The organism is Pseudomonas sp. CCOS 191, assembly GCF_001007005.1.
Taxonomy (GTDB): Bacteria; Pseudomonadota; Gammaproteobacteria; order Pseudomonadales; family Pseudomonadaceae; genus Aquipseudomonas; species Aquipseudomonas soli.
In genome coordinates this window covers 5,325,674-5,348,503 of sequence record NZ_LN847264.1, presented here as the reverse complement: position 1 = coordinate 5,348,503, position 22,830 = coordinate 5,325,674, and the positions used below count along the sequence as shown (strand labels likewise).

The 22,830-nt window shown below is 65.0% G+C and carries 23 protein-coding genes; 12 read left to right on the top strand and 11 right to left on the bottom strand.

Annotated elements, in window-relative coordinates; all coding sequences use genetic code 11:
• Positions 1-98 precede the first annotated feature (98 nt).
• Together CCOS191_RS23820 and CCOS191_RS23815 are read left to right on the top strand one after the other, a co-directional pair.
• Complete coding sequence (locus CCOS191_RS23820; protein WP_046857261.1) at positions 99-683, top strand: TetR/AcrR family transcriptional regulator; 585 nt, start codon at positions 99-101, stop codon at positions 681-683.
• 245 nt (positions 684-928) lie between these two features.
• Positions 929-1,762, top strand: coding sequence for a DUF6515 family protein (locus CCOS191_RS23815; protein WP_046857260.1), 834 nt, complete (start codon positions 929-931; stop codon positions 1,760-1,762).
• A gap of 21 nt (positions 1,763-1,783) precedes the next feature.
• Here the strand turns inward: CCOS191_RS23815 and CCOS191_RS23810 are convergent, their stop codons facing one another.
• Complete coding sequence (locus tag CCOS191_RS23810) at positions 1,784-2,653, bottom strand: cation diffusion facilitator family transporter (RefSeq protein ID WP_046857259.1); 870 nt, start codon at positions 2,651-2,653, stop codon at positions 1,784-1,786.
• A 25-nt stretch (positions 2,654-2,678) separates the two neighbouring features.
• Positions 2,679-3,098, bottom strand: coding sequence for a hypothetical protein (locus CCOS191_RS23805; RefSeq protein WP_046857258.1), 420 nt, complete (start codon positions 3,096-3,098; stop codon positions 2,679-2,681).
• Between the two features lie 120 nt (positions 3,099-3,218).
• Here CCOS191_RS23805 and hrpB point away from each other — a divergent pair, with 120 nt between their 5' ends.
• Positions 3,219-5,747 (top strand): ATP-dependent helicase HrpB, encoded by a 2,529-nt coding sequence (gene hrpB, locus CCOS191_RS23800; protein ID WP_046857257.1) that lies wholly within the window; start codon positions 3,219-3,221, stop codon positions 5,745-5,747.
• On the opposite strand, the gene CCOS191_RS23795 is transcribed toward hrpB, so the two are convergent.
• Positions 5,744-6,235 (bottom strand): hypothetical protein, encoded by a 492-nt coding sequence (locus CCOS191_RS23795; protein WP_046857256.1) that lies wholly within the window; start codon positions 6,233-6,235, stop codon positions 5,744-5,746. The two genes, hrpB and CCOS191_RS23795, sit on opposite strands and share 4 nt — an antisense overlap.
• Before the next feature lie 107 nt (positions 6,236-6,342).
• Positions 6,343-6,999 (bottom strand): YciC family protein, encoded by a 657-nt coding sequence (locus CCOS191_RS23790; protein ID WP_046857255.1) that lies wholly within the window; start codon positions 6,997-6,999, stop codon positions 6,343-6,345.
• 157 nt (positions 7,000-7,156) lie between these two features.
• Here CCOS191_RS23790 and CCOS191_RS23785 point away from each other — a divergent pair, with 157 nt between their 5' ends.
• Together CCOS191_RS23785 and CCOS191_RS23780 are read left to right on the top strand one after the other, a co-directional pair.
• Positions 7,157-7,891, top strand: a complete 735-nt coding sequence (locus CCOS191_RS23785) for a DUF2076 domain-containing protein (protein ID WP_046857254.1) — start codon at positions 7,157-7,159, stop codon at positions 7,889-7,891.
• A gap of 108 nt (positions 7,892-7,999) precedes the next feature.
• Positions 8,000-8,479, top strand: a complete 480-nt coding sequence (locus CCOS191_RS23780; RefSeq protein ID WP_023631362.1) for an NYN domain-containing protein — start codon at positions 8,000-8,002, stop codon at positions 8,477-8,479.
• A gap of 8 nt (positions 8,480-8,487) precedes the next feature.
• Here CCOS191_RS23780 and CCOS191_RS23775 read toward each other — a convergent pair whose 3' ends face one another.
• Positions 8,488-8,946, bottom strand: coding sequence for an Lrp/AsnC family transcriptional regulator (locus CCOS191_RS23775; RefSeq protein ID WP_046857253.1), 459 nt, complete (start codon positions 8,944-8,946; stop codon positions 8,488-8,490).
• Between the two features lie 152 nt (positions 8,947-9,098).
• On the opposite strand from CCOS191_RS23775, the gene yedA reads away from it, so the two are divergent.
• Both yedA and CCOS191_RS23765 read left to right on the top strand, forming a co-directional pair.
• Positions 9,099-10,019: a drug/metabolite exporter YedA gene (gene yedA / locus CCOS191_RS23770; protein WP_038707293.1), complete on the top strand. Its 921-nt coding sequence runs from the start codon at positions 9,099-9,101 to the stop codon at positions 10,017-10,019.
• Positions 10,020-10,074: 55 nt separating this feature from the next.
• A complete protein-coding gene (locus tag CCOS191_RS23765) occupies positions 10,075-11,406 on the top strand; it encodes a DEAD/DEAH box helicase (RefSeq protein WP_046857252.1) in 1,332 nt (443 codons plus the stop codon).
• Between the two features lie 34 nt (positions 11,407-11,440).
• On the opposite strand, the gene CCOS191_RS23760 is transcribed toward CCOS191_RS23765, so the two are convergent.
• The 3 genes from CCOS191_RS23760 to CCOS191_RS23750 form a co-directional block, all read right to left on the bottom strand.
• Positions 11,441-12,682: a TIGR03862 family flavoprotein gene (locus CCOS191_RS23760; RefSeq protein WP_046857251.1), complete on the bottom strand. Its 1,242-nt coding sequence runs from the start codon at positions 12,680-12,682 to the stop codon at positions 11,441-11,443.
• A 149-nt stretch (positions 12,683-12,831) separates the two neighbouring features.
• Positions 12,832-13,746, bottom strand: coding sequence for a histone deacetylase family protein (locus tag CCOS191_RS23755; RefSeq protein ID WP_023632912.1), 915 nt, complete (start codon positions 13,744-13,746; stop codon positions 12,832-12,834).
• 126 nt (positions 13,747-13,872) lie between these two features.
• On the bottom strand, positions 13,873-14,559 hold the full coding sequence (locus CCOS191_RS23750; RefSeq protein ID WP_046857250.1) for a histidine phosphatase family protein: 687 nt from the start codon (positions 14,557-14,559) through the stop codon (positions 13,873-13,875).
• 150 nt (positions 14,560-14,709) lie between these two features.
• Here CCOS191_RS23750 and CCOS191_RS23745 point away from each other — a divergent pair, with 150 nt between their 5' ends.
• From CCOS191_RS23745 to CCOS191_RS23730, 4 genes are all read left to right on the top strand, one after another.
• Positions 14,710-15,279: a GNAT family N-acetyltransferase gene (locus CCOS191_RS23745; protein WP_046857249.1), complete on the top strand. Its 570-nt coding sequence runs from the start codon at positions 14,710-14,712 to the stop codon at positions 15,277-15,279.
• 90 nt (positions 15,280-15,369) lie between these two features.
• Complete coding sequence (tesB, locus tag CCOS191_RS23740; RefSeq protein WP_046857248.1) at positions 15,370-16,239, top strand: acyl-CoA thioesterase II; 870 nt, start codon at positions 15,370-15,372, stop codon at positions 16,237-16,239.
• The gene (locus tag CCOS191_RS23735; RefSeq protein ID WP_046857247.1) at positions 16,236-16,826 is read left to right on the top strand and encodes an HAD family hydrolase; all 591 of its coding nucleotides are present in this window, start codon (positions 16,236-16,238) and stop codon (positions 16,824-16,826) included. The genes tesB and CCOS191_RS23735 overlap by 4 nt, the downstream gene beginning before the upstream one ends.
• A gap of 67 nt (positions 16,827-16,893) precedes the next feature.
• A complete protein-coding gene (locus CCOS191_RS23730) occupies positions 16,894-17,904 on the top strand; it encodes a zinc-dependent alcohol dehydrogenase family protein (protein ID WP_046857246.1) in 1,011 nt (336 codons plus the stop codon).
• A gap of 51 nt (positions 17,905-17,955) precedes the next feature.
• Here CCOS191_RS23730 and CCOS191_RS23725 read toward each other — a convergent pair whose 3' ends face one another.
• The 3 genes from CCOS191_RS23725 to CCOS191_RS23720 all read right to left on the bottom strand — a co-directional run bounded on the left by CCOS191_RS23725 (position 17,956) and on the right by CCOS191_RS23720 (position 21,148).
• Entirely contained in the window at positions 17,956-18,849 is an 894-nt protein-coding gene (locus CCOS191_RS23725) for a GNAT family N-acetyltransferase (RefSeq protein WP_046857245.1), read from the bottom strand.
• 129 nt (positions 18,850-18,978) lie between these two features.
• Positions 18,979-19,866 (bottom strand): RHS repeat-associated core domain-containing protein, encoded by an 888-nt coding sequence (locus CCOS191_RS27700; protein WP_082120485.1) that lies wholly within the window; start codon positions 19,864-19,866, stop codon positions 18,979-18,981.
• 175 nt (positions 19,867-20,041) lie between these two features.
• Positions 20,042-21,148 (bottom strand): peptidase C39 family protein, encoded by a 1,107-nt coding sequence (locus CCOS191_RS23720; RefSeq protein WP_046857244.1) that lies wholly within the window; start codon positions 21,146-21,148, stop codon positions 20,042-20,044.
• A gap of 92 nt (positions 21,149-21,240) precedes the next feature.
• Between CCOS191_RS23720 and CCOS191_RS23715 the strand changes: the two genes are divergently transcribed.
• Positions 21,241-22,827, top strand: coding sequence for a RimK family protein (locus CCOS191_RS23715; protein WP_046857243.1), 1,587 nt, complete (start codon positions 21,241-21,243; stop codon positions 22,825-22,827).
• Positions 22,828-22,830: the final 3 nt, after the last annotated feature.

Sequence of the window (22,830 nt, the reverse complement as noted above, 5' to 3'; positions counted from 1 at the left end):
GCAAGGCAGGGCGTGGATAATACGTACAGTGCGTATGATTAAATATTCATACGCGCTGAATGTAAATATTCATACGGATTGTACGTAAAGGAGAGGCCATGGTTCGCCGCACCCGCGTCGAGATGGAAGAAACCCGCGCCGCCTTGCTGGCAATGGCCCGCCAGGTCTTCAGCGAACAAGGCTACGCACAGGCGTCCATGGATGACCTGACCGCTCGCGCCGGGCTTACCCGTGGTGCGCTCTACCACCATTTCGGCGACAAACAGGGCCTGCTGGCGGCCGTGGTGGCACAGATCGATGGTGAGATGGATGCACGTCTGCTGGCCATCTCCGCATCCTGCGATGACCCCTGGCAAGGCTTCTGCCAGCGCTGCGAGGCCTACCTGCGCATGGCCCGCGAGCCGGAGATCCAGCGCATTGTCCTGCGTGACGCGCGTGCCGTGCTGGGGGCGGTGACCCCCGAGGCGCAGCAGCATTGCATTGCATCGCTACAGCGGATGTTGAGCGGGCTGGTCCAGCAGGGTGTGGTTGCCGAGGCCGATCCCTGGGCATTGGCGGCGCTGGTACATGGCAGCCTGTCGGAGGCGGCGGTCTGGATCGCCCAGGCAGAGGACGGCGATACCCGGCTCGGCCAGGCCCTGGTCGCCCTGGAGTTGATGCTGCGTGGCTTGCTGGCGCACTAGTGTGGTGTTTCACAAATAACGACCATAACTCGCGGCGCTTTTTGCGCTCATGCGGCGTTGTCGCTCCTCGCCGTAGCTGGGCTACGACTCGTCGCGACGCCTTGCCTGAGCGCAAAAATCGCTCGCGAGTTATTGGTCGTATTTGCAAAACACCACACTAGGCTGTCGGCTATTTCATCTGCCGGTCGCGGTCTGCGCAGTAGACTGCGATCGGTAAAGCAGGCGTTTTCATCGAGAGGAACAACATGAGTTCGCGCATCTGGCGGTTGGCAGGTGTTGGTTTGCTGGGCCTGGGCATCAGCCTGGGCGCTATGGCCGAGGGCCCCGGAGACGGGCATGACGGTCATGGCGGCCAGCAGGAGCAGGGCGGTGGTGAACGGCGCGGATCGCCGCTCAATTCACGTGACGAAGTGCGTCAGACGCAACCGCCGCGCCAGGGCTACTACCAGGACATTCCCCGGCGTTACGGTGACAACCGTCACTGGGAGGCGGGTGGTCCGGGTCAGCGCCCCGGCGGCGATTGGTCGGGACGGCCCGATGGTCATGGCAATGGCTGGGGGCCAGGGCCGCAGTATCACCCCGGGCACACTGTCGATCGCTTCCCGGACCGCTACTGGAAGGTGCCTTACCGTGGACAGGACTATTTCTACTCCGGCGGTTATTGGTACCGGCCCCATGGCGGCGGCTACGTGGTGGTCACGCCGCCTTACGGTGTGCGGGTCGGCTATCTGCCGCCCTATGCCCGCGAGGTGTGGTTGAGCGGTGCGTTGTTCTTCCTGGTGGCCGACACCTACTACCAGTACCTCGCCGACAGCCGCGAGTACGTGGTGGTCAACCCGCCCAGCGTTGCGCCTGCACCGCAGCAGCAGGGCAGTGGCTATGATGTGATCGCTTACCCGATGTACGGCCAGGGGCCGGAACAGCAGGAGCAGGACCGCTACCAGTGCCACCGCTGGGCGGTGAGCCAGTCGGGGTTCGATCCGGCGACAGCGACCTATGCGCCTCCGGCCAATGTGGCGGACAACTATAGGCGGGCATTGGGGGCGTGCCTGAGTGGGCGCGGCTACAGCGTCAATTGACAAGGCAATTGCGAGCGCGGGCTACACCGGGTCGGCGTGAACCATCACATCGGCCCGCGGATAGCGCTGGCGAATGACCTGCGAAGCCTGCACGCATAATTCATGGGCGGCGTGCAGCGGCATTTCGCCGGGCAACTCGAGATGCAGCTGCACGAACCACTGGCTGCCGGACACCCGCGTGCGCAGGTCATGCACCCCCTTTACCCCGGGAATCGCCAGCACCACTTCGAGCATGCGCTCGCCGACATCGGCAGGCAGTTCCTTGTCCATCAGGATCGCCGTGCTCTCGCGGGCGATCTGCAGCGCGCTCCACAGGATGTACAGGGCGATGCCCAGGCCGAACAGGGCATCGAGCTGCGGCCAGCCGAAGCGGGCCAGCAGCAGCGCCAGGAGGATGCTGGCGTTGAGCAGCAGGTCGGAGCGGTAGTGCAGCGAGTCGGCGCGCACGGCCGTGGAGCCGGTCGCGCGGATGACCTTGCGCTGGAATGCCAGCAATGCGAGGGTCAGCACCAGCGACAGCAGCATCACCGCGATGCCGGCGGCGGTGTCGCCCAAAGGCTCCGGCGACTTCAGCCGATCAACCGCCTGCACCCCGATCAGCACCGCACTGACCCCGATGAACAGCGCCTGGGCCATGCCGGCCAGGGCTTCGGCCTTGCCGTGGCCGAAGCGGTGATCGTCGTCGGCGGGGCGCAAGGCGTAGTGAACGGCAAGCAGGTTGAGGAAGGAGGCGGCGGCATCCAGCGCCGAGTCGGTCAGCCCGGCCAGCAGGCTGACCGAGCCGCTCAGCCACCAGGCCACGGCCTTGCTCAGCACCAGGATGCAGGCGACGCTCAGCGAGGCGCGGGTGGCCAGGCGCAGCAGGCGTTGGTGTTCGGCGGTGACGGTCATGCGCAGAGGATCGTCCGTGGTCGGATCAGGCGGCGGGCACCAGACCGTAGCTGGCCAGTTGCTCGACACTGCCACGGTGCTGGATCAGGCGTGGGTCGTTCAGCGGCAGGCGCTGGCCCAGTTCGCTCTCCAGGATAGCCTGCAGCTTGGCCCTGTCGACCTGGCCGTCGGCATTGATCGCCGGCTTGAGCTTGGCAGGGTCGATCTGGGCTGTGGTGCCGCCGGGGTAGTAAATGGCGCCGGTGGCAAAGTCGATACCGAAGGCGATCAGGCCGGGAATGACATAGAACAGGATACCGATGGCATCCAGCGCCGCAACCACTGGATCGATCTTGCCTTCGATCTGGCCGCGACGGTCAGGGTAGAACAGGGTGCCGCAGGCCGTCAGCTGGGTCAGCAAGGTGGCGATGAGGGCGCCACCGATGACGCGGGAGGGGATGCGCATGTGAATCTCCGAAAGGTAACGACGATCAAGGGCGCGGCAATCGCCGCGCGCCTGAGGTTAAGACCATGATAGGGCTGCCTCGGTTCGCCGTTATACTCGGACGATTGTCCGAGGACCACCATGATTTCATTACCGATCGATGCCGTACTGTCCGACCTGCGCCAGGCCCTGGCCGAACGTGACGAAGCGGTGCTCGAGGCGCCACCCGGCGCCGGCAAGACCACCCGCGCACCGCTGGCGCTGCTCGACCAGCCCTGGCTGGCCGGGCAGACCATCCTCATGCTCGAGCCCAGGCGCCTGGCCGCCCGCGCCGCCGCCGAACGCCTGGCCAGCGAGCTGGGCGAGAAAGTCGGCGAAACCGTGGGTTATCGCATCCGTCTCGACAGCAAGGTCGGCCCGAACACGCGCATCGAAGTGGTCACCGAAGGCATTCTCACCCGCCGCCTGCAAGGCGATCCTGCGCTTGAAGGCGTGGGCCTGGTGATCTTCGACGAGTTCCACGAGCGCAGCCTGGATGCCGACCTGGCCCTGGCCCTGAGCCTCAACGGTCGGGCGCTGCTGCGTGATGAGCCGCCGCTGAAGATTCTGCTCATGTCGGCGACCTTGGAGGGTGAGCGCCTGTCGCGCCTGCTCGACGATGCACCGATCATCAGCAGTCAGGGACGCATGCACCCGGTGGATATCCGCTGGGGCCGGCCGTTCCAGCCTGGCGAGTTCGTCGAACCGCGCGTGGTCGACTGCGTGCTCCAGGCCCTGGCCGACGAGTCCGGCAGTCTGTTGGTGTTCCTCCCCGGGCAGGCCGAAATCCGCCGCGTGCACCAGGCTCTGCAGGAGGCCGTGGGCGAGCGTCCGCAGATCCTGCTCTGCCCGCTGCACGGCGAGCTAGAGCTGAGTGCCCAGCGCGCCGCCATCGAGCCGGCGCCCAAGGGCCAGCGCAAGGTGGTGCTGGCCACCAACATTGCCGAAACCAGCCTGACCATCGACGGTGTGCGCGTGGTGATCGACGCGGGGCTTGCGCGGGTGCCACGCTTCGACCCCGGCAGCGGCATGACCCGCCTGGACACCCAGCGCATCTCCCGGGCCAGCGCCACCCAGCGCGCCGGTCGTGCCGGGCGCCTCGAGCCTGGCGTGTGCTATCGGCTGTGGTCCGAGGCGCAGCATGACCAGTTGGCGGCCCACGGCAGTGCCGAGATCCTCCAGGCCGATCTGGCCGGACTGGCCTTGCAGCTGGCGCGTTGGGGAGTGCCGCCGGAGCAGCTCGGCTGGCTCGACCAGCCACCTGCCGCAGCCTATGGTCAAGCCCAGGACCTGTTGGCGCGGCTCGGCGCCTTCAAGCCAGGTTGCCGCGACAATCTGAGTGCCCATGGCCAGGCCATGGCCGAGCTGCCTGCGCATCCACGCATCGCCCATTTGCTGCTGCGCGCTCAGGATCTCGGGTTGGCCGACCTGGCGTGCGATGTCGCAGCGTTGCTGGGCGAGCGCGACATCCTGCGCGGCGGCGGTGCTGATCTGCACAGCCGGCTGGCTTTGCTCAGCGGTGAAAGCCGGGGCGCGCGAGGTGGGCAGGTCGGTGTGCAGCGTGCGCGGCAGCTGGCCCGGCAATACCGTGGCCAGCTGCGTGGCAAACCGCGCAGCCCGGTCGCCGATCCCGATCATCCACGCTGGCTGGGCGCGGTGCTGGCGCTGGCCTACCCCGATCGGGTGGCGCAACAACGTCGCGAAGGTGGCGGTGAATACCGCCTGGCCAATGGCCGGGCGGCGCTGTTCGCCGAAGCCGATGTGCTGATGAAAAGTCCGTGGCTGGTGATTGCCGACCTGGGCAGCCGGCAGGGGCAGCGCGAGGAACGCATCTACCTGGCTGCAGAGTTCGACCCGGCTTTGTTCGACGGAGTGCTGGCCGAGCAGGTCGAGCAACTCGACCTGCTTGACTGGGACGAACGCGAACAGGTGTTGCGCGCCGAGCGCCAGCGCAAGGTCGGCGAGCTGGTGCTCAGCCGTGAACCGTTGCCTGGGCTGGACGACGAGGCGCGGGCCAAGGCGTTGCTCGGCCTGGTTCGGCGCAAAGGCCTGAACCTGCTGACCTGGACCCCGGAGCTGCGCCAGTGGCAGGCCCGCGTCGCGCTGCTGCGTCAGCTGGATCTGGAAAAGGACGGCCACAGCGAGTGGCCCGACCTGGGCGACGACGCCTTGCTGGCCAGCCTGGAAGACTGGCTGCAACCCTACCTGGGCAAGGTGTCGCGGCTGAGCCATTTCGCCAACCTGGATCTGTCCTCGATCCTGCGCAACCTGCTGCCCTGGCCGCTGCCCCAGCGCCTGGACGAGCTCGCACCGTCGCACCTGGCCGTGCCTTCGGGCTCAAGCATCCGCCTGGACTACAGCGAGCAACCACCGATCCTGGCCGTGCGCCTGCAGGAGCTGTTCGGCCTGGCCGATACTCCGCGCATCGCCAATGGGCGGCAGCAGGTCAAGCTGCACCTGCTGTCGCCAGCACGTCGGCCCGTGCAAGTGACCCAGGACCTGGCCAACTTCTGGCGCACCACCTACGCCGAGGTGAAGAAAGACTTGAAAGGGCGCTATCCCAAGCATTACTGGCCGGACGATCCGCTGGTGGCCGAGGCTACGGCGCGGGCCAAACCCAGGAAAGCCTAGATTGCTCGCACTATCAGGTACTCGTGTGTTTCACCGGCGCCAGTTGTCAGATAAAGACTGCTGGACTTGTCACTGGCCACGGTCTTGACCTGGTGGCCCAGGTTGTCACGGAACCGACAGCGCACTTGATCGCTGCTCCAGGTCAAGGGTTGCAGCTTCCAGAAGTTTGCAGCAGAGGTATTGGTGTAAAGGCCCAGATGTCCACTGGAGTCGGTAGCCAACTGCCGTGCGCTGTTGATTGCCGATGAAATCAGGAAGTGCAGGCGGTTGGGGCCTTTGGAGTGGTAACGGAACAGAAAGACTTCTGCCTGTTCATCGCCACCCACTTGAAGCCAGCCTGTGTCATTTCGCACATTCACGTCGAAGCTGAAATCGTAGTGGTTTTCATGGATATGGACAGGTGCCCATCTTCCATTCTTCCGAAGGTGGATTGTTGCAAGAAATGATCGGCCGTCTGCCCACGGCTTGGCAGGTTGATCTGCGCTCATGGCATTCTCCTGAAGGCAAAGTGAATTGCGCCTTCCGGTAACGAGGCGCAACTCACGGTAAGCATCCGCAGGCGAGAAGGGCAGATTGAAAGGGTTCCTGGCTGGCGTCAGGCGCCCGTTTCACCGTCCAGCAGCATGAACAAGCGGTACAGCACCACGGTGCTGAACAGCTGCAGGAAGCCGCTGAGGCTGTCCAGCGCCAGTTGCACTCCGGCCTGCGGCTTGGGGAACAGCTGCAGCAGCAGGCCGTCGATCAGCCACAGCGGCGCCAGCACCGAGAGCATGCACACCATGATGCGCAGGAAGTGCCCGGTGGTCATGCGCGCGCTGGTGCGCATCGCCTCGATCACCGGCAGGCCGCGCAGCACCAGCAGGTACTCGGCGAACACCAGGTTCACCATGATCCACACGCCGGGGAAGATGAACAGCGCCAGGCCCGCCATGATCAGCAGCGAGCTGATCACGATCAGCAGGGCCAGCATCGGCCACAGCTGCAGGGCGCGGGCAAACAGGTCGCGCTTGGCGATGTCCTGGCCATTGCTGCGGGTGTCGAGGTAGAGGATCAGCGCGGCGCTGTACAGCGGATAGAACAGCAGGCTGACCAGCATGCCGTAGGCCGGCGAGGCCTGTTCGCCCAGCTGGTTGTAGAGCAACTGGGTGCCGAGGGCCTCGAGTACCACCAACGGCAGGCACAGCTGGAGGATGCTCGTCAGGTGACGGCGGAAGAAGTACAGGGAGTCGCGCAGAACGCTCAACGGATTCATCGGTCAACATCGCATGGCGGAAAAAGCAGGGCGTAACTTTAGCCCAGACCGCCTGCTTGCTGAAAAAAGTTTCATGGCCGGGGCAATTGAATCGTCGCGCCCGGCCCCCCATCTTTGACGCTGTCCGATGCCCTGTTCAGCGCACGAGGTTGCCCCGATGAACACTGAAGAACAAACCCTGATCGATGGCCTGTTCGGCCGTCTCAAGCAAGCCGAAGACCCGGCCCAGCCGCGCGATGCCCAGGCCCAGGCGCGCATCGAGGAGCACCTGCGCCAGCAGCCGGCGGCGCCGTACTACATGGCCCAGGCGATCCTGGTGCAGGAAGCGGCGATCAAGCGCCTGGACGAACAGAACAAGCAGCTCGAGGCCGAGCTCAAGCAAGCGCGGGCGCAACTGGAGGCAAGCCGCCCCAGTGGCAGCGGCGGCGGTTTTCTTTCCAGCATCTTCGGCGCGGGGGCGCGCAGCCCGGAGCCGCAGCGGCCGGTTGCAGCGGCTTCGACTTCCACAGGAGGCTGGCGTGAGCCGGCGCCACAGGCTTATACCCCGCCGCCACCGCAACAGGGTTTCGGTGCGACGCCTGCTCCGGCGCGCAGCGGTGCCAGCAGCTTCCTCGGCGGGGCAATGCAGACTGCTGCGGGGGTGGCTGGTGGCGTGCTGCTGGCCCAAGGTATCAGCAGCCTGTTCAACCACAACTCGCAGCCTGAAGAAATCGTCGAGGTGATCAAGGAAGAGCCGGCGCCGGCCAGCGATGCTGGCGGCTGGAACGATCAGGACAGTCAGCGTCAGGTGGCCGACAACGGTGGCTGGGGCAATGACCAGGGCGGGTTCGCCGATAGCGACTACAGCGGCGGCGACGATGGCGGCTTCTTCTCGGACGACGACTACGTCTGAGGGCTCTGGCATACTGCAGTGTCTGATCGCGGGGCAATCCCGCTCCTACGCAAGCGTGGGAGCGGGATTGCCCCGCGCTTGTCTGCCACCGCCAGAGAGAGGCTACCGGTGAAGAAAATCGCGCTGTTCGCCGATGTACAGAACCTCTACTACACGGTTCGCCAAGGCCATGGCTGCCATTTCAACTACGCCGCCCTGTGGGCCGACGTCAGCCGCGAGGGCCAGATCGTCGAAGCGGTGGCCTATGCCATCGACCGCGGCGACAGCAAGCAGCAACAGTTCCAGCAGATCCTGCGCAACCTCGGTTTCGAGGTGCGCCTCAAGCCGTTCATCCAACGTGCCGACGGTTCGGCCAAGGGTGACTGGGACGTGGGCATCACCCTCGATGTGATCGAGGCAGCAGCACGGGTCGACCAGGTGGTGCTGGCCTCCGGCGACGGTGATTTCGACCTGCTGCTGGAGCGGGCAATGCAACGCCATGGCGTGGAAACCGTCGTGTACGGCGTGCCGGGGTTGACGGCATTGTCGGTAATCCGCGCCGCAAGTCGCTACGTGCCGATCGAGGGCAGGCTGCTGCTGCGTCACTGAACCCAGGCTCAGGCTTTTTTGCCGTTGCCCCCCAGATGCCCCAGCGGCACCCTTCGCGCCACCGCGCTGGACAGGATGATCGAGGTCTTGGTGAAGCCCAGCTGCGATACGCGGTTGATCAGCGCCTCCAGCTCGCCCATGGACGTGACGGCCGCTTGCATGATCACGCACGGGTCACCGGTCACCCGGTGGCACTCGGTGAGTTCAGGGATCTTCTCCAAGGCCTCGTAGGCCTGCTGGTTGCCATGGCTGGCCAGGCGCAGTTCCATCACGCACTGGATCGGCAGGCCGATCTTCTCCAGGTCGACCTTGGCCGTGTAGCCGCTGATCACGCCGCTGGCCTCCAGCTTGGCCACCCGCTCGGCCACCGCCGGGGCGGAGAGATTGACCTGGCGCGCCAGCTGCGCGTAGGTGGCCCGGCCGTTTTCCAGCAGCGCGGCAAGAAGCATGCGATCGTACTTGTCCATGGCGATTCCAGGTGACCTTGCAATCGACGGTGAAGCGTCTGCATAACCGTGTATTACAAAGTGTTTCGGTGTTTTAAACGTGTTTTGTAACTTAAGTTTGCGCGAAGGCCTTTCTAAACTAATCCACCCGTAAACGGATTTCGAGCCCTGCCATGTCCACCGCCCGCCGCTTCCCGCTGTTGCTCATCGGAGCCTTCCTTGCCTTGTACCTGGTGTGGGGCTCGACCTACCTGTTCATTCGTATAGGCGTGGAGTCCTGGCCGCCGATGCTGATGGCCGGGGTGCGTTTCGTGATTGCCGGCAGCCTGCTGTATGGCTTCCTGCGCTGGCGCGGCGCGCCGGCGCCGACCTGGCCGCAGTGGCGCGCCGCCGGCGCCATCGGCTTTCTCCTGCTCAGTTGCGGCAACGGTGGCGTGACCCTGGCCGAACACGCCGGGGTCGCCTCGGGCGTGGCGGCGCTGGCGGTGGCCACGGTGCCGCTGTTCACCCTGGTGTTCGGGCTGTTCTTCGGCCATCGCAATTCGCGCCTGGAATGGGCGGGGATCGTCCTCGGGCTGGTCGGCATCGGCATGCTTAACCTGGGCTCGAACCTGCAGGCCAGCCCCATGGGCGCGGCGCTGATCCTGTTCGCCGCGGCGGCCTGGGCCTTCGGCTCGGTGTGGAGCAAGAGCCTGCCGCTGCCCCAGGGCGCCATGGCCAGCGCCGCGGAAATGCTCGTGGGCGGCGCCGCCTTGCTGATCGGCAGCGCCGTGAGCGGCGAGCGCCTGACCGAGATGCCCACGGCCGCCGGTTGGGGGGCGCTGGCCTACCTGGTGTTCTTCGGTTCGATCCTGGCGTTCAGTTCCTACATGTACCTGCTCAAGCACGTGCGCCCGGCGGCAGCGACCAGCTACGCCTACGTCAACCCGGCGGTGGCGGTGCTGTTGGGGATCGTTTTCGCCGGCGAGCAGATCGGCGCCGAGGAGTGCGTGGCCATGGCGGTGATCATTGGCGCGGTGGTGCTGATCGGCCTGCCGCAATGGCGCAAGGCGCCGCAGCAGCCGGTGCCGCTGAAAGGCGAAATGTGCAAGTAGGGCAGGGCGTTGCGGTAAACTTGCCGCCTTCGCTGAACCCCCTGACGGTATTGCCATGAATTTCGCCCAACTCGGCCTGATCGAACCGCTGCTGCGCACCTTGCAGACGCTGGACTACACCACGCCCACCCCGATCCAGGCCAAGGCCATCCCCGCCGTGCTTGCTGGCCGTGACCTGATGGCCGCCGCCCAGACCGGCACCGGCAAGACCGCCGGCTTCGCCCTGCCGGTGCTGCAGCGCCTGGCCCTGGAGGGGGAGAAGGTCGCCAGCAACTCGATCCGCGCACTGGTGCTGGTGCCGACTCGCGAGCTGGCCGAGCAGGTGCACAACAACGTGCGCGAGTACGCCGAAAACCTGCCGCTGAGCACCTACGCGGTGTACGGCGGGGTCAGCATCAACCCGCAGATGATGCGCCTGCGTCGTGGCGTCGACCTGCTGGTGGCGACCCCAGGCCGCTTGCTCGATCTCTTCCGCCAGAACGCAGTGAAGTTCAACCAGGTGCAGACGCTGGTGCTCGACGAAGCCGATCGCATGCTCGACCTGGGCTTTGCCGAGGAGCTGCAATCGGTGTACGCGGCGTTGCCGCGCAAGCGCCAGACACTGCTGTTCTCCGCCACCTTCTCCGAGCAGATTCGCCTGCTCGCGGGCCTGGCGCTGAACGATCCGCTGAGCATCGAAGTGAGCCCGCGCAACGCCGCCGCGACCACGGTCAAGCAGTGGCTGGTGCCTGTGGATAAAAAGCGCAAGGCCGACCTGTTCATCCACCTGATGCGCAAGCAGCGCTGGAAGCAGGTGCTGGTGTTCGCCAAGACTCGCAACGGTGTCGATCAACTGGTCGAGCGCCTGTTGGCCGAGGGCGTGAATGCCGACGGCATCCACGGCGACCGCCCGCAGGCCACCCGCCAGCGTGCCCTGGACAGCTTCAAGACCCGTGAGATCCAGGTACTGGTGGCCACCGATGTGGCCGCTCGCGGCCTGGACATCGACGATCTGCCGCTAGTGGTCAACCTCGACCTGCCAATCGTCGCCGAAGACTACGTGCACCGCATCGGCCGTACCGGCCGCGCGGGGAACAAGGGCGAGGCGATTTCGCTGGTGTGCGCCGACGAGGTGCAATTGCTGGCCACGATCGAGACCCTGATCCGCCAGGTGTTGCCACGGCACGAGGAGCCGGATTTCATCCCCGATCACCGGGTGCCGGTGACCGATGCCAGTGGCCAGGTGCTGAAGAAACCGAAGAAGCCCAAGAAGCCGAAGGAGAACAGCGCCAAGCGAGGCCTGGGGCGCTGGATGGACAGCGAGGGGGCGGGGGCTGCGGCACCGTCGGTCAAGGCGGTGCGCAAGGTACCGGCGTTCGGTGGCAAGCCGCGCAAGCCCAAGCCTTGAGATCCTCGGGGCTGCCTAGCAGCCCCGGCATTCCTCAGGTCAGGCGCGTCAGCCAATCAGCTGCCGCATTTCCCGCCCGCAACCCACTAGCGAAGCACGCCGTTAGCAGGTACCCACCCGTCGGCGCTTCCCAATCCAGCATCTCCCCCGCGCAGAACACCCCGGGCAGGTTGCGCACCATCAGTCCGTCGTCCAACCCTTCGAACCGCACCCCGCCGGCACTGCTGATCGCCTCGTCCAGCGGCCGGGTCCGCACCAGCACGATCGGCAGCGCCTTGATCGCCGCCGCCAGGCACGCTGGGTCGGCAAAGGTCGCCTGGTCGGTCAGTTCGCGCAGCAACGCCGCTTTCACCCCGTCGATGCCCAGCTGACCGTGCAGATGCTTGGCCATCGAGCGCGATCCACGCGGTCTGGCCAGGGCCTGGGCAATCTTGTCCACAGGCCGGTCCGGCAGCAGGTCCAGCAGCAGGGTCGCCTGCCCGTCGCGGTTGATCGCCTCGCGCAGCGCCGCCGACCAGGCATACACCAGGCTGCCCTCCACTCCCTGGGCGGTGAGGATGAACTCGCCCTTGCGCGGCGCGGCGCCGGGGACGCTCAAGGCAATATTCTTCAGCGGGGCACCGGCGAACTTGTCCTTGAGCAGCGTGCTCCAGCCTTCGACTTCGAAGCCGCAGTTGCTCGGTTGCAGCGCTGAGATATCCACACCCCGCTCGACCAGCAGCGGCACCCAGGCGCCGTCCGAACCCAGGCGCGCCCAACTACCGCCACCCAGCGCCAGTACCACGGCGTCTGCCTGCACGTGTCGTTCGCCCTGTGGATAACTGATCCGCAAGGCGCCAGCGTCGGTCCAGCCCAGCCAACGGTGGCGGGTGTGGATAACCACCCCGGCCTCGCGCAGGCGCTTGAGCCAGGCACGCAGCAGCGGCGCGGCCTTCATGTCGCGGGGAAATACGCGGCCCGAGGTGCCGACGAAGGTTTCGATGCCCAGGCCGTGAATCCACTGGCGCAGGGCATCGGCGTAGAAGTCGCGCAGCAGCGTGTCGATCTCGCCGTGGCGTTTACCGTAGCGGCCGACAAAGGCCGGGTAGGGCTCGGAATGGGTGATGTTCATGCCACCGACACCGGCCAGCAGGAACTTGCGACCCACCGAAGGCATGGCGTCGAACACTTCAACCGCCATCCCGCGCCTGGCCAGGGCTTCGGCGGCCATCAGGCCAGCAGGGCCGCCACCGATCACGGCGACAAGGGGGCGGGAGGCGGGGCGAGGATCGTTCATGGCGGGCGGCAGGCTGTGGAAAAGAGCGCGCATTCTACCCCAGCGGGACGGCTCGCGGCACTGCTCAAAAAACAACCAACTCTTTGCAGCTCAGGCAGTTAAAGGGCTGGAGCGGCTTTCCCGCAGGTTATCCACAGGCGGTTCCACAGTCATTGTGCACAACCGAGCACCCGCGCCGCGCTGTGGTGGAGGATGCCGTGGCGCCGGGCCAGGGCCTGGCGGTCCTTGCTGTAGCCGCCACCGATCACCCCTACCACCGGGATGTCGCGGCCCAGGCATTGACGCAGCACATGCTCGTCGCGGGCAGCGAGGCCTGCGTCGGTCAGTTGCAGGTAGCCCAGGGCGTCGTCCTTGTGCACATCGACGCCGGCGTCATACAGCACCAGGTCTGGCTGGTACAGCGGCAGCAGGTAGTTCAGCGCATCCTCGACCACCTTGAGGTAGGCGCTGTCGTGCATGCCGCGGGGCAGGGGGATGTCCCAGTCGCTCTGGGCCTTGCGCGCCGGGAAGTTCTGCTCGCAGTGCAGCGATACGGTGATCGCCTCCGGCGTGTCGTGGAGAATGCGCGCGGTGCCGTCGCCCTGATGCACGTCGCAGTCGAAGATCAGCACCCGGTGTACGCGTCCGGCTTCCAGCAGGTAACGGCTGATCACTGCCAGGTCGTTGAAGATGCAGAAGCCGGCCGGGTGGTCGTAGTGGGCATGATGGGTGCCGCCGGCCAGGTGGCAGGCGATGCCATGCTGCAGCGCCTGCTCGGCGGCCAACAGCGAACCGCCCACTGCGCGCACCGTGCGTCGGGCCAGGGCTTCGCTCCAGGGCAGGCCCAGGCGGCGCTGGTCCTCGCGGGACAGTTCGCCGTTCATGTAGCGCTCGATGTAGGCGCGGTCATGGGCCAGGGCGAGGATGTCGTTGGGGCAGATTTCAGGGCGCAGCAGGGCGGCGTCGGTGGTCAGGCCGCTGTCTACCAGGTGATCGCGCAGCAGGCGGAACTTGTCCATCGGGAAGCGATGGTCCGGCGGGAATTCGGGGCTGTAGTCGTCGTGGTAGATCAGCGGCAGGGGCATGGTGTCGGCGCGTTGGGGGCGAACACCGATCTTGCCAGTATTGGTGGCGCCGGCGCCAACGCAATCGCGGGGCAAGTCGGGTCGCCGCATCGCCGCTCCCACGGAGCTGAGGTTATCTTGTGGCGCTCATTGGCCTGCCGATGCCAGCACCCTTTGCCAGTCCGGCTCGTTCATCCGCCCAAGAATCCGTGCCTTGCCATTGCCATCCACCGACACGAACAGCGCACTGGCGTAGCCGCTCTCACGCTCGCCGCCCGGCACATGCTGCTGGCGGGCGAAGTGATCGATGCAACCATTGTGGGTCACCAGTACCAGGTTGTGCCCGGGCCGCTTGCGGGCCATGGCCTCGGCGGGGAACGGACGGTCGCAACGCTCCAGCCAGTCTTCGCTGGACACGGCCTGGCCAAGGATGAAATGCGCGGTCTGGCGGGTTCGCAGCTTTGGGCTGCTGAGCAGATCGGTACCGCTCAGCCCCAGTTGCCGCAGGCCCTGGCCTACCCGCTGCGCCGCCTGGCTGCCGGCCACGGTGATGCCGGTCGCATCGTCCAGGCAGGGGCCTGGGGCGCTGTCACAGCGTTCGGCGTGGCGGATCATCACGATCACCGCGCCTTCCTTCCAGTCCTGCAGCAGGCCGCTGTCGCTCAGTTGTTGCTCGTTGCCAAGGTTCACGATGTGCGTCCTCGTCGCTAGCCAGATGCTGGCCCCGGCCAGTGCCAGAAGCAGGCCTAGGGCGGCGCCGAGCGCGGTGCGTGAACGGCGGCGTTCGGGGCGGGCCAGCAGGGCCGGGTTGTGCAGGGTGTTGCTGGGGGGCATGCGTCACTCCAATGCCGTGCGCGGTAGGTGCCGACATTGTGCGAAGGGGGCTGTCGGGGGGCGGTGAAGCCGATGTGAAAAAAGCATCGGCTGGCCGATGCACGCGGCCTACGCTGTACACTGGCAGACCGTGATTTCGGAGCCGCGCCGATGACCCCCATCCTCGAACTGGAAAGCCCGCGCCTGGTGCTGCGCCAATGGCAGGACGACGACCTGCGCGAGTTCGCCGCCTTGTGCGCCGACCCCCAGGTGATGCGTTACTTCCCCGCACCGATGACCCGGGTCGAGGCGGCCGCGCTGATCGGCCGGGTGCGCGGTCATTTCAATGAATACGGTTTCGGCCTCTGGGCCCTGGAGCGCAAGGACAGCGGCGCCTTCGTCGGCATGACCGGCCTGCTCAACGTCAATTTCGACGCGCCCTTCGGCCCGGCGGTGGAAATCGGCTGGCGCCTGGCCCGCCGGCACTGGGGGCTGGGCTTCGCCAGCGAGGCGGCCTGGGCCTGCCTGCGCTGTGCCTTCGCCCAGCTGCATCTGGACGAGGTGGTGTCGTTCACCACCGAGGGCAATTTGCCGTCGCAGAAGGTGATGCAGGCCATCGGCATGGTCCAGGACCTCGAGGGCAGCTTCGAGCACCCGCGCCTGCCACCGGGCGATCCGCTGCGCGCTCATGTGCTCTACCGCATCGACCGCGCCCGCTGGCAACAGAATCTGCGCGGCTGAATAGGTGGCCATTCGTACGGCGGGACTACAGACAAACCCTGTATCATTTACCGCCATAACAGCGCCGTATTGCCTTACCAGGAGAACCCCATGAGCCACGTACTCGACGATCTGGTCGACTTGCTGAGCCTCGAGTCCATCGAGGAGAACCTGTTCCGCGGACGCAGCCAGGACCTGGGCTTCCGCCAGCTGTACGGTGGCCAGGTGCTCGGCCAGTCGTTGTCGGCGGCCAGCCAGACGGTCGAGGACGCGCGCCATGTGCATTCGCTGCATGGCTACTTCCTGCGCCCGGGTGACGCCAGCATGCCAGTGGTGTACTCGGTGGACCGTGTGCGTGACGGTGGCAGTTTCAGCACCCGGCGGGTCACGGCGATCCAGAAGGGCCAGCCGATCTTCACCTGCAGCGCCTCGTTCCAGTACGACGAGGAAGGCTTCGAGCACCAGGCGTCGATGCCCGATGTGGTCGGCCCGGAGAACCTGCCCAGCGAGGTCGAGCTGGCCAGCGCCATGGCTGACAAGCTGCCCGAGCGCATCCGCGAGAAGGTGCTGTGCGCCAAGCCCATCGAGATCCGCCCGGTCACCGAGCGCGACCCGTTCAATCCCAAGCCCGGCGATCCGGTCAAGTACGCCTGGTTCCGTGCCGACGGCAACCTCCCGGACATTCCGGCGCTGCACAAGTACCTGCTGGCGTACGCCTCGGACTTCGGCCTGCTGACCACGGCCTTGCTGCCCCATGGCAAGTCGGTGTGGCAGAAGGACATGCAGATCGCCAGCCTCGACCACTCGCTGTGGTTCCACCGTGACCTGCGCGCCGACGACTGGCTGCTGTACGCCACCGACAGCCCCTGGGCCGGCAATGCCCGTGGCTTCTGCCGGGGCAGCATCTTCAACCGCGCCGGGCAACTGGTGGCCTCGTCGACCCAGGAAGGTCTGATTCGCCATCGCAAGGACTGGGCATGAGCCTGGGCGACATCCGCCACTGGGTGTTCGACATGGACGGCACCCTCACGGTCGCCGTGCATGACTTCGCGGCCATCCGCGGAGCGCTCGATATCCCGTCCGAGCACGACATCCTCACCCACCTGGCAGCCTTGCCGGCAGCGGAGGCGGCGGCCAAGCATGCCTGGCTGCTGGAGCATGAGCGTGACCTGGCAATCGCCTCCAAGGCCGCCGACGGCGCCGTGGAGCTGGTGCGCGAACTGGCTCGCCGCGACTGCCGCCTGGCCATTCTCACGCGCAATGCCCGCGAGCTTGCCCACGTGACCCTCGAGGCCATCGGCCTGGCTGACTGCTTCCCGGTTGAGCATATCCTCGGTCGCGACGAGGCGGCCCCCAAGCCCAGCCCGGACGGGTTGTTGCAGATCGCCCGGGCCTGGGGTGTGAGCCCCGGTGCAATGGTGATGGTCGGTGACTACCGCTTCGACCTCGACTGCGGCCGGGCCGCAGGCACCCGCACCGTGCTGGTCAACTTGCCGGACAATCCCTGGCCGCAGTTGGCCGACTGGCACGCGGCCGATTGCCGGGCGTTGAGGGCGTTGCTCGGCTGACGGCCCCGCGATCATCCAGACCTGTCTAAGCTGCACTGCACCTTTTCCCACGATGGAGACCCATCCCATGAGCACCAAGGCCCTCTATGTCCTGCCCGGCGGCGGCTACGACAAGGTCCAGGTCGGCACCTGCGAAACCGCCGCGCCCGCAGCCGGCGAGATCACCGTGCGCCTGCACGCCAGCTCCCTCAACTACCACGACTTTGCCGTGGTCAGTGGCATGTGGGGGCCGAGCGAGCGGCGCATCCCGATGGCCGACGGCGCCGGTGAAGTGATCGCGGTAGGAGCAGGGGTCAGTGAGTTCCAGGTTGGCGATGCCGTGGTCAGCACGTTCTTCCCCGACTGGCTCGACGGCCAGGCCCAGGTCGAGGGCTTCGCCAGCGTGCCGGGGGATGGCATCGACGGCTACGCCCGCGAACAGGTGACTGCCCGGGCCACCTCCTTCACCCTTGCGCCCAAAGGCTACAGCCATGCCGAGTCGGCGACGCTGACCACCGCCGGCCTCACCGCCTGGCGCGCGTTGATGAGCGACGACCACCTCAAGCCCGGTGACAGCGTGCTGGTGCAGGGCACCGGTGGCGTTTCGATCTTTGCCCTGCAGTTCGCCAAGCTGGCCGGCGCCACGGTGATTGCCACCTCGTCCAGCGATGTCAAGCTCGAGCGCCTCAAGGCACTGGGCGCGGATCACCTGATCAACTACAAGGCCACGCCTGCCTGGGGCGAAAAGGTCCGTGAACTCACCGGCGGCCGTGGCGTGGACCATGTGATCGAAGTCGGCGGCCCGGCCACCCTGGAGCAGTCGATGATCGCGGCGCGCATCGGTGGCCACGTGTCGTTGATCGGCATTCTCACCGGCGTGGCCGGGCAGTTGCCGTTGGTGCAGGCGCTGGTGCGGCAGATCCGCCTGCAGGGCGTGTTGGTGGGCAGCCGCGCCCAGCAGCAGGCGATGGTCCGCGCCATCGACGCCAACGGCCTGCGGCCGGTGGTGGACAAGCATTTCGAACTGGAGCAGATGGTCGAGGCGTTCCGGTACCAGGAGAGCAACCGGCATTTCGGCAAGATCTGCCTGACCTGGTGAAGGTCTGAGGGCCCTGTGAGGAGACGGTGCGCTGTTTGGCGGGAGACCCAGTCAGGTATGGGACAGCAATGGAAACATCAGCGCCTGTCCATCGACACTGGTGGGTGCCGCGCCCCAGACGAACAGCGCATCATCGCTATCCACAACTCGGGTCGCGAAGCCATCGCCATGTAGCGGCGCAAACCCCAGCACCACCTCCCGGGTCGTTGCCGTGACCAGTTCAGCCAGCACATCGGCCAGCACCAGTTCGCGTTCGCAGAACACGTCCACCAGCACCATCCGCTCGCCATCATGTTCGATCACCACATAGGCCTCGTGCACTGAGGAATGGAACACGGCCTCCCGGTATGGCCCATCGCAATAGAACATCGTCAGCGGCACATTCGGCACCAGGCTCAGTCGTGCCTGTGGACAACTCTTTTCCAGCGCATCGATGAAGCGTTGACGTTGTTCGCCATCATCCAGATTCACCGGGTGGAAGGTCGTGGCCCGTTGCTGCGCCGACCAGGGTTGGTAGTACTCGTGTTCGATCACTCGGCGAAAACCGAACTTGGGATACAGATCGAGTACGGTGCTGTTGGCGAACAGGTACAGCAGGTCGCATTGGCCTGCCCAGCGCTCCACCAGCACTTCCATCAGATAACGGCTGTAGCCACGGCCTCGTGCTTCGGGCGCAGTCATCACCGTGCCGATCTGAACGCAGCGCAGATGTTGGCCACCGAAGGTGAAGTCGAGCAGGTTGGCCGAGGCGTTGGCCAGCATCTTTCCGTCGCGAACCAGTGAGCACGGCTGGTTGTCGGCTTGCCAGAAGCCGGCCTGGTACCAGGCTTCGAAGTCGAAGCCGTAAGTCTGGCGGGTGAGGGCGTTTAGCTCGGCGCGTAGAAGCGGGTCGTCGCGGTAGTGTTCAACTAGTTTGTAGGTAGGCTCGCTCAGGGAGATCGCCATGGTCTTTCCTGCAGTGGTGAGCAAGGAACTGATACTAGCCATTACAATGAGCAAGCATTGTAATTGTTTGTGCTGGCAGATACTGTGCGCTCCCGCTTGCACGTTACGGGCGTCGTCAGTAGGCTGATTTTATAATCGTTGGCGCAAACGTAGATTTTCTTGTTGTAGAGCATTATTTTTAATTTCAAGCGATATTGCTCTTTGTTCCGCCCTGCCCAGTGGTGTGGTTAAGCGTCGACCGCCAATGTTAATAGAGCGAGCGGCGCTTGGATGGCTACTATTAACAGTGTCTAAATTATTAACTACTGTATGCTCTGAGCTGGTCATGGGCATTGCCTCGGGAGTCTGCCGCAAAGCCCCTGCTTGGTGAGATGCATCGATGGTGCTTACAAAATCAGAGTAACCCACACCAATCACTATGGCATTCCCTGTAGCAGTAACAAGTTGCGTTGGCAGTCCGGCAGCTTCTCCGATTGCCCCGGTGGTAGCGATAGCTGAGCCCGCTAGAGCGATTTGTGTGTTGCGATCGTTCAGGTCAACATTATTAGTGCCATTTTTCCAGTCAGCGATAGCCGTGCCACCAATAGTGAACAGAGGTTGAGAAGCGCCAAATGCATTTACAATGTTGGTGAACATGGGTGAGATCCACTCTGGTAACAGGTAGTCTTTTGCAAATGTCCAGGCTGCGAACCACTTGGAGCGTCCGCTTCGATCATGGAAGTTGATAGGGTCTCCGTGACAGTAGGCATAAGCGTTCACTCCGCCACGACCAAAAGGGCTCAGGCCGTCGGGCGAGTGGAACCGCATGATCATGGGGTTGTAGGTTCTGTGCCCATTACCTAGCACGTACCAACTCAGATGCTGTTCACAGGGCTGTCCAGTAAAACCCGATACAGGCGTTTTGGCTCGCGGGGTGCGATCACCGTAGGGACCATAGCTTATGCCGGTGGGCTTTTTCGCTTGCCGCATCAAGAGCGGGCTTTGCAGGCGGTCTGTGGCCAGCAGGGTGTTTGTCATGGCGAGTACCACTGGTAGTGGGAAAGCCTGGGTGAAAGCGACCTGTGGTGCTCAAGCTGATGCCAGCCAAACTATCAGTGCTTAAAAGCCCGTGAAACTGGTAAATATGACAGTTGCCCGAGCCACCTCCCCATGACGACCGGCCGAGGTGACGGCCATCGAAGCTCGGATGGCTTTACGCCCAACTTACCTCCCGTTCAAACAGCACCACCGCCGCCCGCAACTTGCGCCCGCCGAACAGGCTCATGCGCTGGAACTCCTGGTGGCTGACCGGCAGGTGCTGGCAGTCCAGGGCCTGCCGGTGGCGAGCGTGGTCGGTGTCGGGGTCGTGCAGGTAGACGAAGTCGTCGTCGCAGGCGGTGACCAGCACCCAATGTGGCGCCTTGCTGCCGGTCAGCCGGTAGTTGCTGATCAGCACCAGCGCCAGGCCGCCTTCGGCCAGTACCCGGCGCAGGTCGAGGGCCTGCCGGGCGATCACCACGTCGCTGTCCTGCAGCTCGGCGCAGAAGTCCTCATGAACCAGGCGCATGACCTCCTTCTTGCCGGGCTGGCGCACGCCATCGAGAAACAGCGGCCCTTCGGTGTTGAGCAGCAGGCGCACGCGAAAGCCCCGACGCCATGCGGCCAGTGCCAGCCCGTGAGGGCTGCAGCCGCCGTGGCCGGAGGTCATGAACACGGTGGTTGCTTCGCGCCACAGGCGCAGTTCCTCGCGGCGGCTTGGCGGGCGCTGCGATCGCAGCGCGGCCATGGCCATCAGCAGGCAGGCCGGGCCGCAGGTGAAGTCGGTGGTCTGGGCGTAGTAGGGGACCGGTCGCGTTTCGTCCGTCGGGTGCTGAAGGATGCGCTTTTCGTAGCGCAGGGCGCTGGTGTGGTCTTGGTAATAGTCGTCGACCTGGGCGAAGCGCCGGTAGCCATGGCGTTCGTACAGGGCGATGGCCTTGGGGTTGTCGGTGCGCACCTCAAGACGCAGGTAGGCGCGCTCGTGTTCCAGGGCGCAGCGTTCGGCCTGTTCCAGCAGGCGCGCGCCAAGGCCATGGCCACGCGCCTGTTCGGCAATGGCGATGGAGTACAGCCGGGCCAGCGAGGTGCCGCGGTGGAACAGCAGCAACGCATAGCCCATCAGCTGGCCATCGCGTTGCGCCACCAGCAGGCTGGCGTTGGCGTGGGACAACATCCAGCGGAAGCTGCGCGGGGTCAGCCGGTCGAGGGCGAAGCACTGGTTCTCCAGCGCCAGCAGGGCCGGCAGGTCGTCAACAGTTGCCAGGCGAAATTCGATGTGCATAGGGCCGCCGTAAAAGTTGCGTAATGAAACGGGACATTCGAAAAACTTCGTGCTTAATAGAAACCGTGTCTACCCAACACAGGGCTTCAACAATGTCATCGTTTCAGGAACCCTTGCCTGGCTGGCCCGGGGAAAGTTCACACTCAAGTACGACTGGTGTTATTTATCCTCTGACCTTGGATAACAAGTCAAGTCAGCTGGTAATCATCGTTGAGCGGCGTGAAGACTGGGCTTCCTACCTGCCCAGCGAGGACGTCGTGACGGCCCAGGAGTACCTGGAAGAACCGCGCGAGGCTGACAGCGGAAAGCGTGTACAAGTGATTAACCTATGCCGTAATTACAAGTATCTAGGTCACGGTTATTATTGTTCGTTGTTGGCCGAGGCGCGCGGGCATAAAGTTATTCCCTCGGTCAGAAGTATCAGTGAGTTAACCCGAAAGTCGTTATACGGATTGGCCCTCGACGACATGGCGCGCAGCCTCGAGAGTGCCTTGGCCAATCACCCCTACGGAGAAACCGAAGGGTTCACCCTGACCCTGTATTTCGGCCGTACCGATCTGGAACCGCTGCAGGACATCGCCCGCCAGCTGTTCGAAAGTTTCCCGTGTCCGATTCTGTTGGTGGAGTTCCGCAAGACCAGTACCTGGCATATCGCCGGGGTCAAGGCCGGTGCGCTGCACAAGTTGCGTGAAGACCAGCAGGACCCGTTCGCCAACGCCCTCGATGGCTTCAGCCGCAGGATCTGGCGCCAGCCACGCTCGCGCCGGGTGGCGCGCTACGACCTGGCGATCCTCCACGACCCTGACGAAGCGTTGCCGCCTTCCAACCCCAAGGCACTGGAACACTTCATCCGCGCCGGGCGGCAGCTGGGGGTCGACGTCGAGCTGATCGGCAAGAAGGACTACGCCCGACTGGCCGAATACGACGCGTTGCTGATCCGCGAGACCACCAGCGTCGATAACCACACCTACCGCTTCGCCAAGAAGGCCGAGAGCGAAGGGCTGGTGGTAATGGACGACCCGGCATCGATCCTGCGCTGCACCAACAAGGTCTACCTGACCGACCTGCTGCGCAGCCATCGCCTGGCCATGCCGGCCAGCGAGATCCTCTACCGCGACAACCCTCAGGCCCTGGAAGGCATCGGCGAGCGGTTGGGCTTTCCGCTGGTGCTGAAGATTCCCGACGGCTGTTTCTCCCGGGGGGTGATCAAGGTCAAGGACCCCGGCGAACTCCAGGCCGCCACCGCCGAACTGTTCGAGCATTCGGTACTGCTGCTCGCCCAGGAATACCTCTACACCGAGTACGACTGGCGTATCGGAGTGCTCAACCGCAAGCCGATCTTCGCTTGCCAGTACTTCATGTCCAAGGGCCACTGGCAGATCTTCAACCATCAGGCCCAGCGCGACGAGGTCAACGGCGAGTGCCGCACCCTGGCCGTGCACGAGGCGCCGCGGGCGGTGGTGGAGCTGGCAGTGAAGGCGGCCAACCTGATCGGCGATGGCCTGTACGGCGTCGACCTCAAGCAGGTCGGTGACCGGGTGGTGGTGATCGAGGTCAACGACAACCCCAACCTCGACGCTGGCATAGAGGATGCCTACCTGCACGACGACCTCTACACCCTGGTGCTCGAGGAATTCATCCGCCGCCTGGAGCAGAAGCGTCGGGGGCAAGCCTGGTAACGA

Excerpts from the sequence above, each read along its gene's own strand:
- tesB (WP_046857248.1), top strand. The coding sequence starts at position 15,370 with ATGAGCCACGTACTCGACGATCTGGTCGACTTGCTGAGCCTCGAGTCC.
- CCOS191_RS23790 (WP_046857255.1), bottom strand. The coding sequence starts at position 6,999 with ATGAATCCGTTGAGCGTTCTGCGCGACTCCCTGTACTTCTTCCGCCGT.
- CCOS191_RS23730 (WP_046857246.1), top strand. The coding sequence starts at position 16,894 with ATGAGCACCAAGGCCCTCTATGTCCTGCCCGGCGGCGGCTACGACAAG.
- CCOS191_RS23820 (WP_046857261.1), top strand. The coding sequence starts at position 99 with ATGGTTCGCCGCACCCGCGTCGAGATGGAAGAAACCCGCGCCGCCTTG.
- CCOS191_RS23725 (WP_046857245.1), bottom strand. The coding sequence starts at position 18,849 with ATGGCGATCTCCCTGAGCGAGCCTACCTACAAACTAGTTGAACACTAC.
- CCOS191_RS23750 (WP_046857250.1), bottom strand. The coding sequence starts at position 14,559 with ATGCCCCCCAGCAACACCCTGCACAACCCGGCCCTGCTGGCCCGCCCC.
- CCOS191_RS23715 (WP_046857243.1), top strand. The coding sequence starts at position 21,241 with ATGTCATCGTTTCAGGAACCCTTGCCTGGCTGGCCCGGGGAAAGTTCA.
- hrpB (WP_046857257.1), top strand. The coding sequence starts at position 3,219 with ATGATTTCATTACCGATCGATGCCGTACTGTCCGACCTGCGCCAGGCC.
- CCOS191_RS23810 (WP_046857259.1), bottom strand. The coding sequence starts at position 2,653 with ATGACCGTCACCGCCGAACACCAACGCCTGCTGCGCCTGGCCACCCGC.
- CCOS191_RS23720 (WP_046857244.1), bottom strand. The coding sequence starts at position 21,148 with ATGCACATCGAATTTCGCCTGGCAACTGTTGACGACCTGCCGGCCCTG.
- CCOS191_RS23760 (WP_046857251.1), bottom strand. The coding sequence starts at position 12,682 with ATGAACGATCCTCGCCCCGCCTCCCGCCCCCTTGTCGCCGTGATCGGT.
- CCOS191_RS23805 (WP_046857258.1), bottom strand. The coding sequence starts at position 3,098 with ATGCGCATCCCCTCCCGCGTCATCGGTGGCGCCCTCATCGCCACCTTG.
- CCOS191_RS23755 (WP_023632912.1), bottom strand. The coding sequence starts at position 13,746 with ATGCCCCTGCCGCTGATCTACCACGACGACTACAGCCCCGAATTCCCG.
- CCOS191_RS23785 (WP_046857254.1), top strand. The coding sequence starts at position 7,157 with ATGAACACTGAAGAACAAACCCTGATCGATGGCCTGTTCGGCCGTCTC.
- CCOS191_RS23775 (WP_046857253.1), bottom strand. The coding sequence starts at position 8,946 with ATGGACAAGTACGATCGCATGCTTCTTGCCGCGCTGCTGGAAAACGGC.
- CCOS191_RS23745 (WP_046857249.1), top strand. The coding sequence starts at position 14,710 with ATGACCCCCATCCTCGAACTGGAAAGCCCGCGCCTGGTGCTGCGCCAA.
- CCOS191_RS23815 (WP_046857260.1), top strand. The coding sequence starts at position 929 with ATGAGTTCGCGCATCTGGCGGTTGGCAGGTGTTGGTTTGCTGGGCCTG.
- yedA (WP_038707293.1), top strand. The coding sequence starts at position 9,099 with ATGTCCACCGCCCGCCGCTTCCCGCTGTTGCTCATCGGAGCCTTCCTT.
- CCOS191_RS23735 (WP_046857247.1), top strand. The coding sequence starts at position 16,236 with ATGAGCCTGGGCGACATCCGCCACTGGGTGTTCGACATGGACGGCACC.
- CCOS191_RS23765 (WP_046857252.1), top strand. The coding sequence starts at position 10,075 with ATGAATTTCGCCCAACTCGGCCTGATCGAACCGCTGCTGCGCACCTTG.
- CCOS191_RS23795 (WP_046857256.1), bottom strand. The coding sequence starts at position 6,235 with ATGAGCGCAGATCAACCTGCCAAGCCGTGGGCAGACGGCCGATCATTT.
- CCOS191_RS27700 (WP_082120485.1), bottom strand. The coding sequence starts at position 19,866 with ATGACAAACACCCTGCTGGCCACAGACCGCCTGCAAAGCCCGCTCTTG.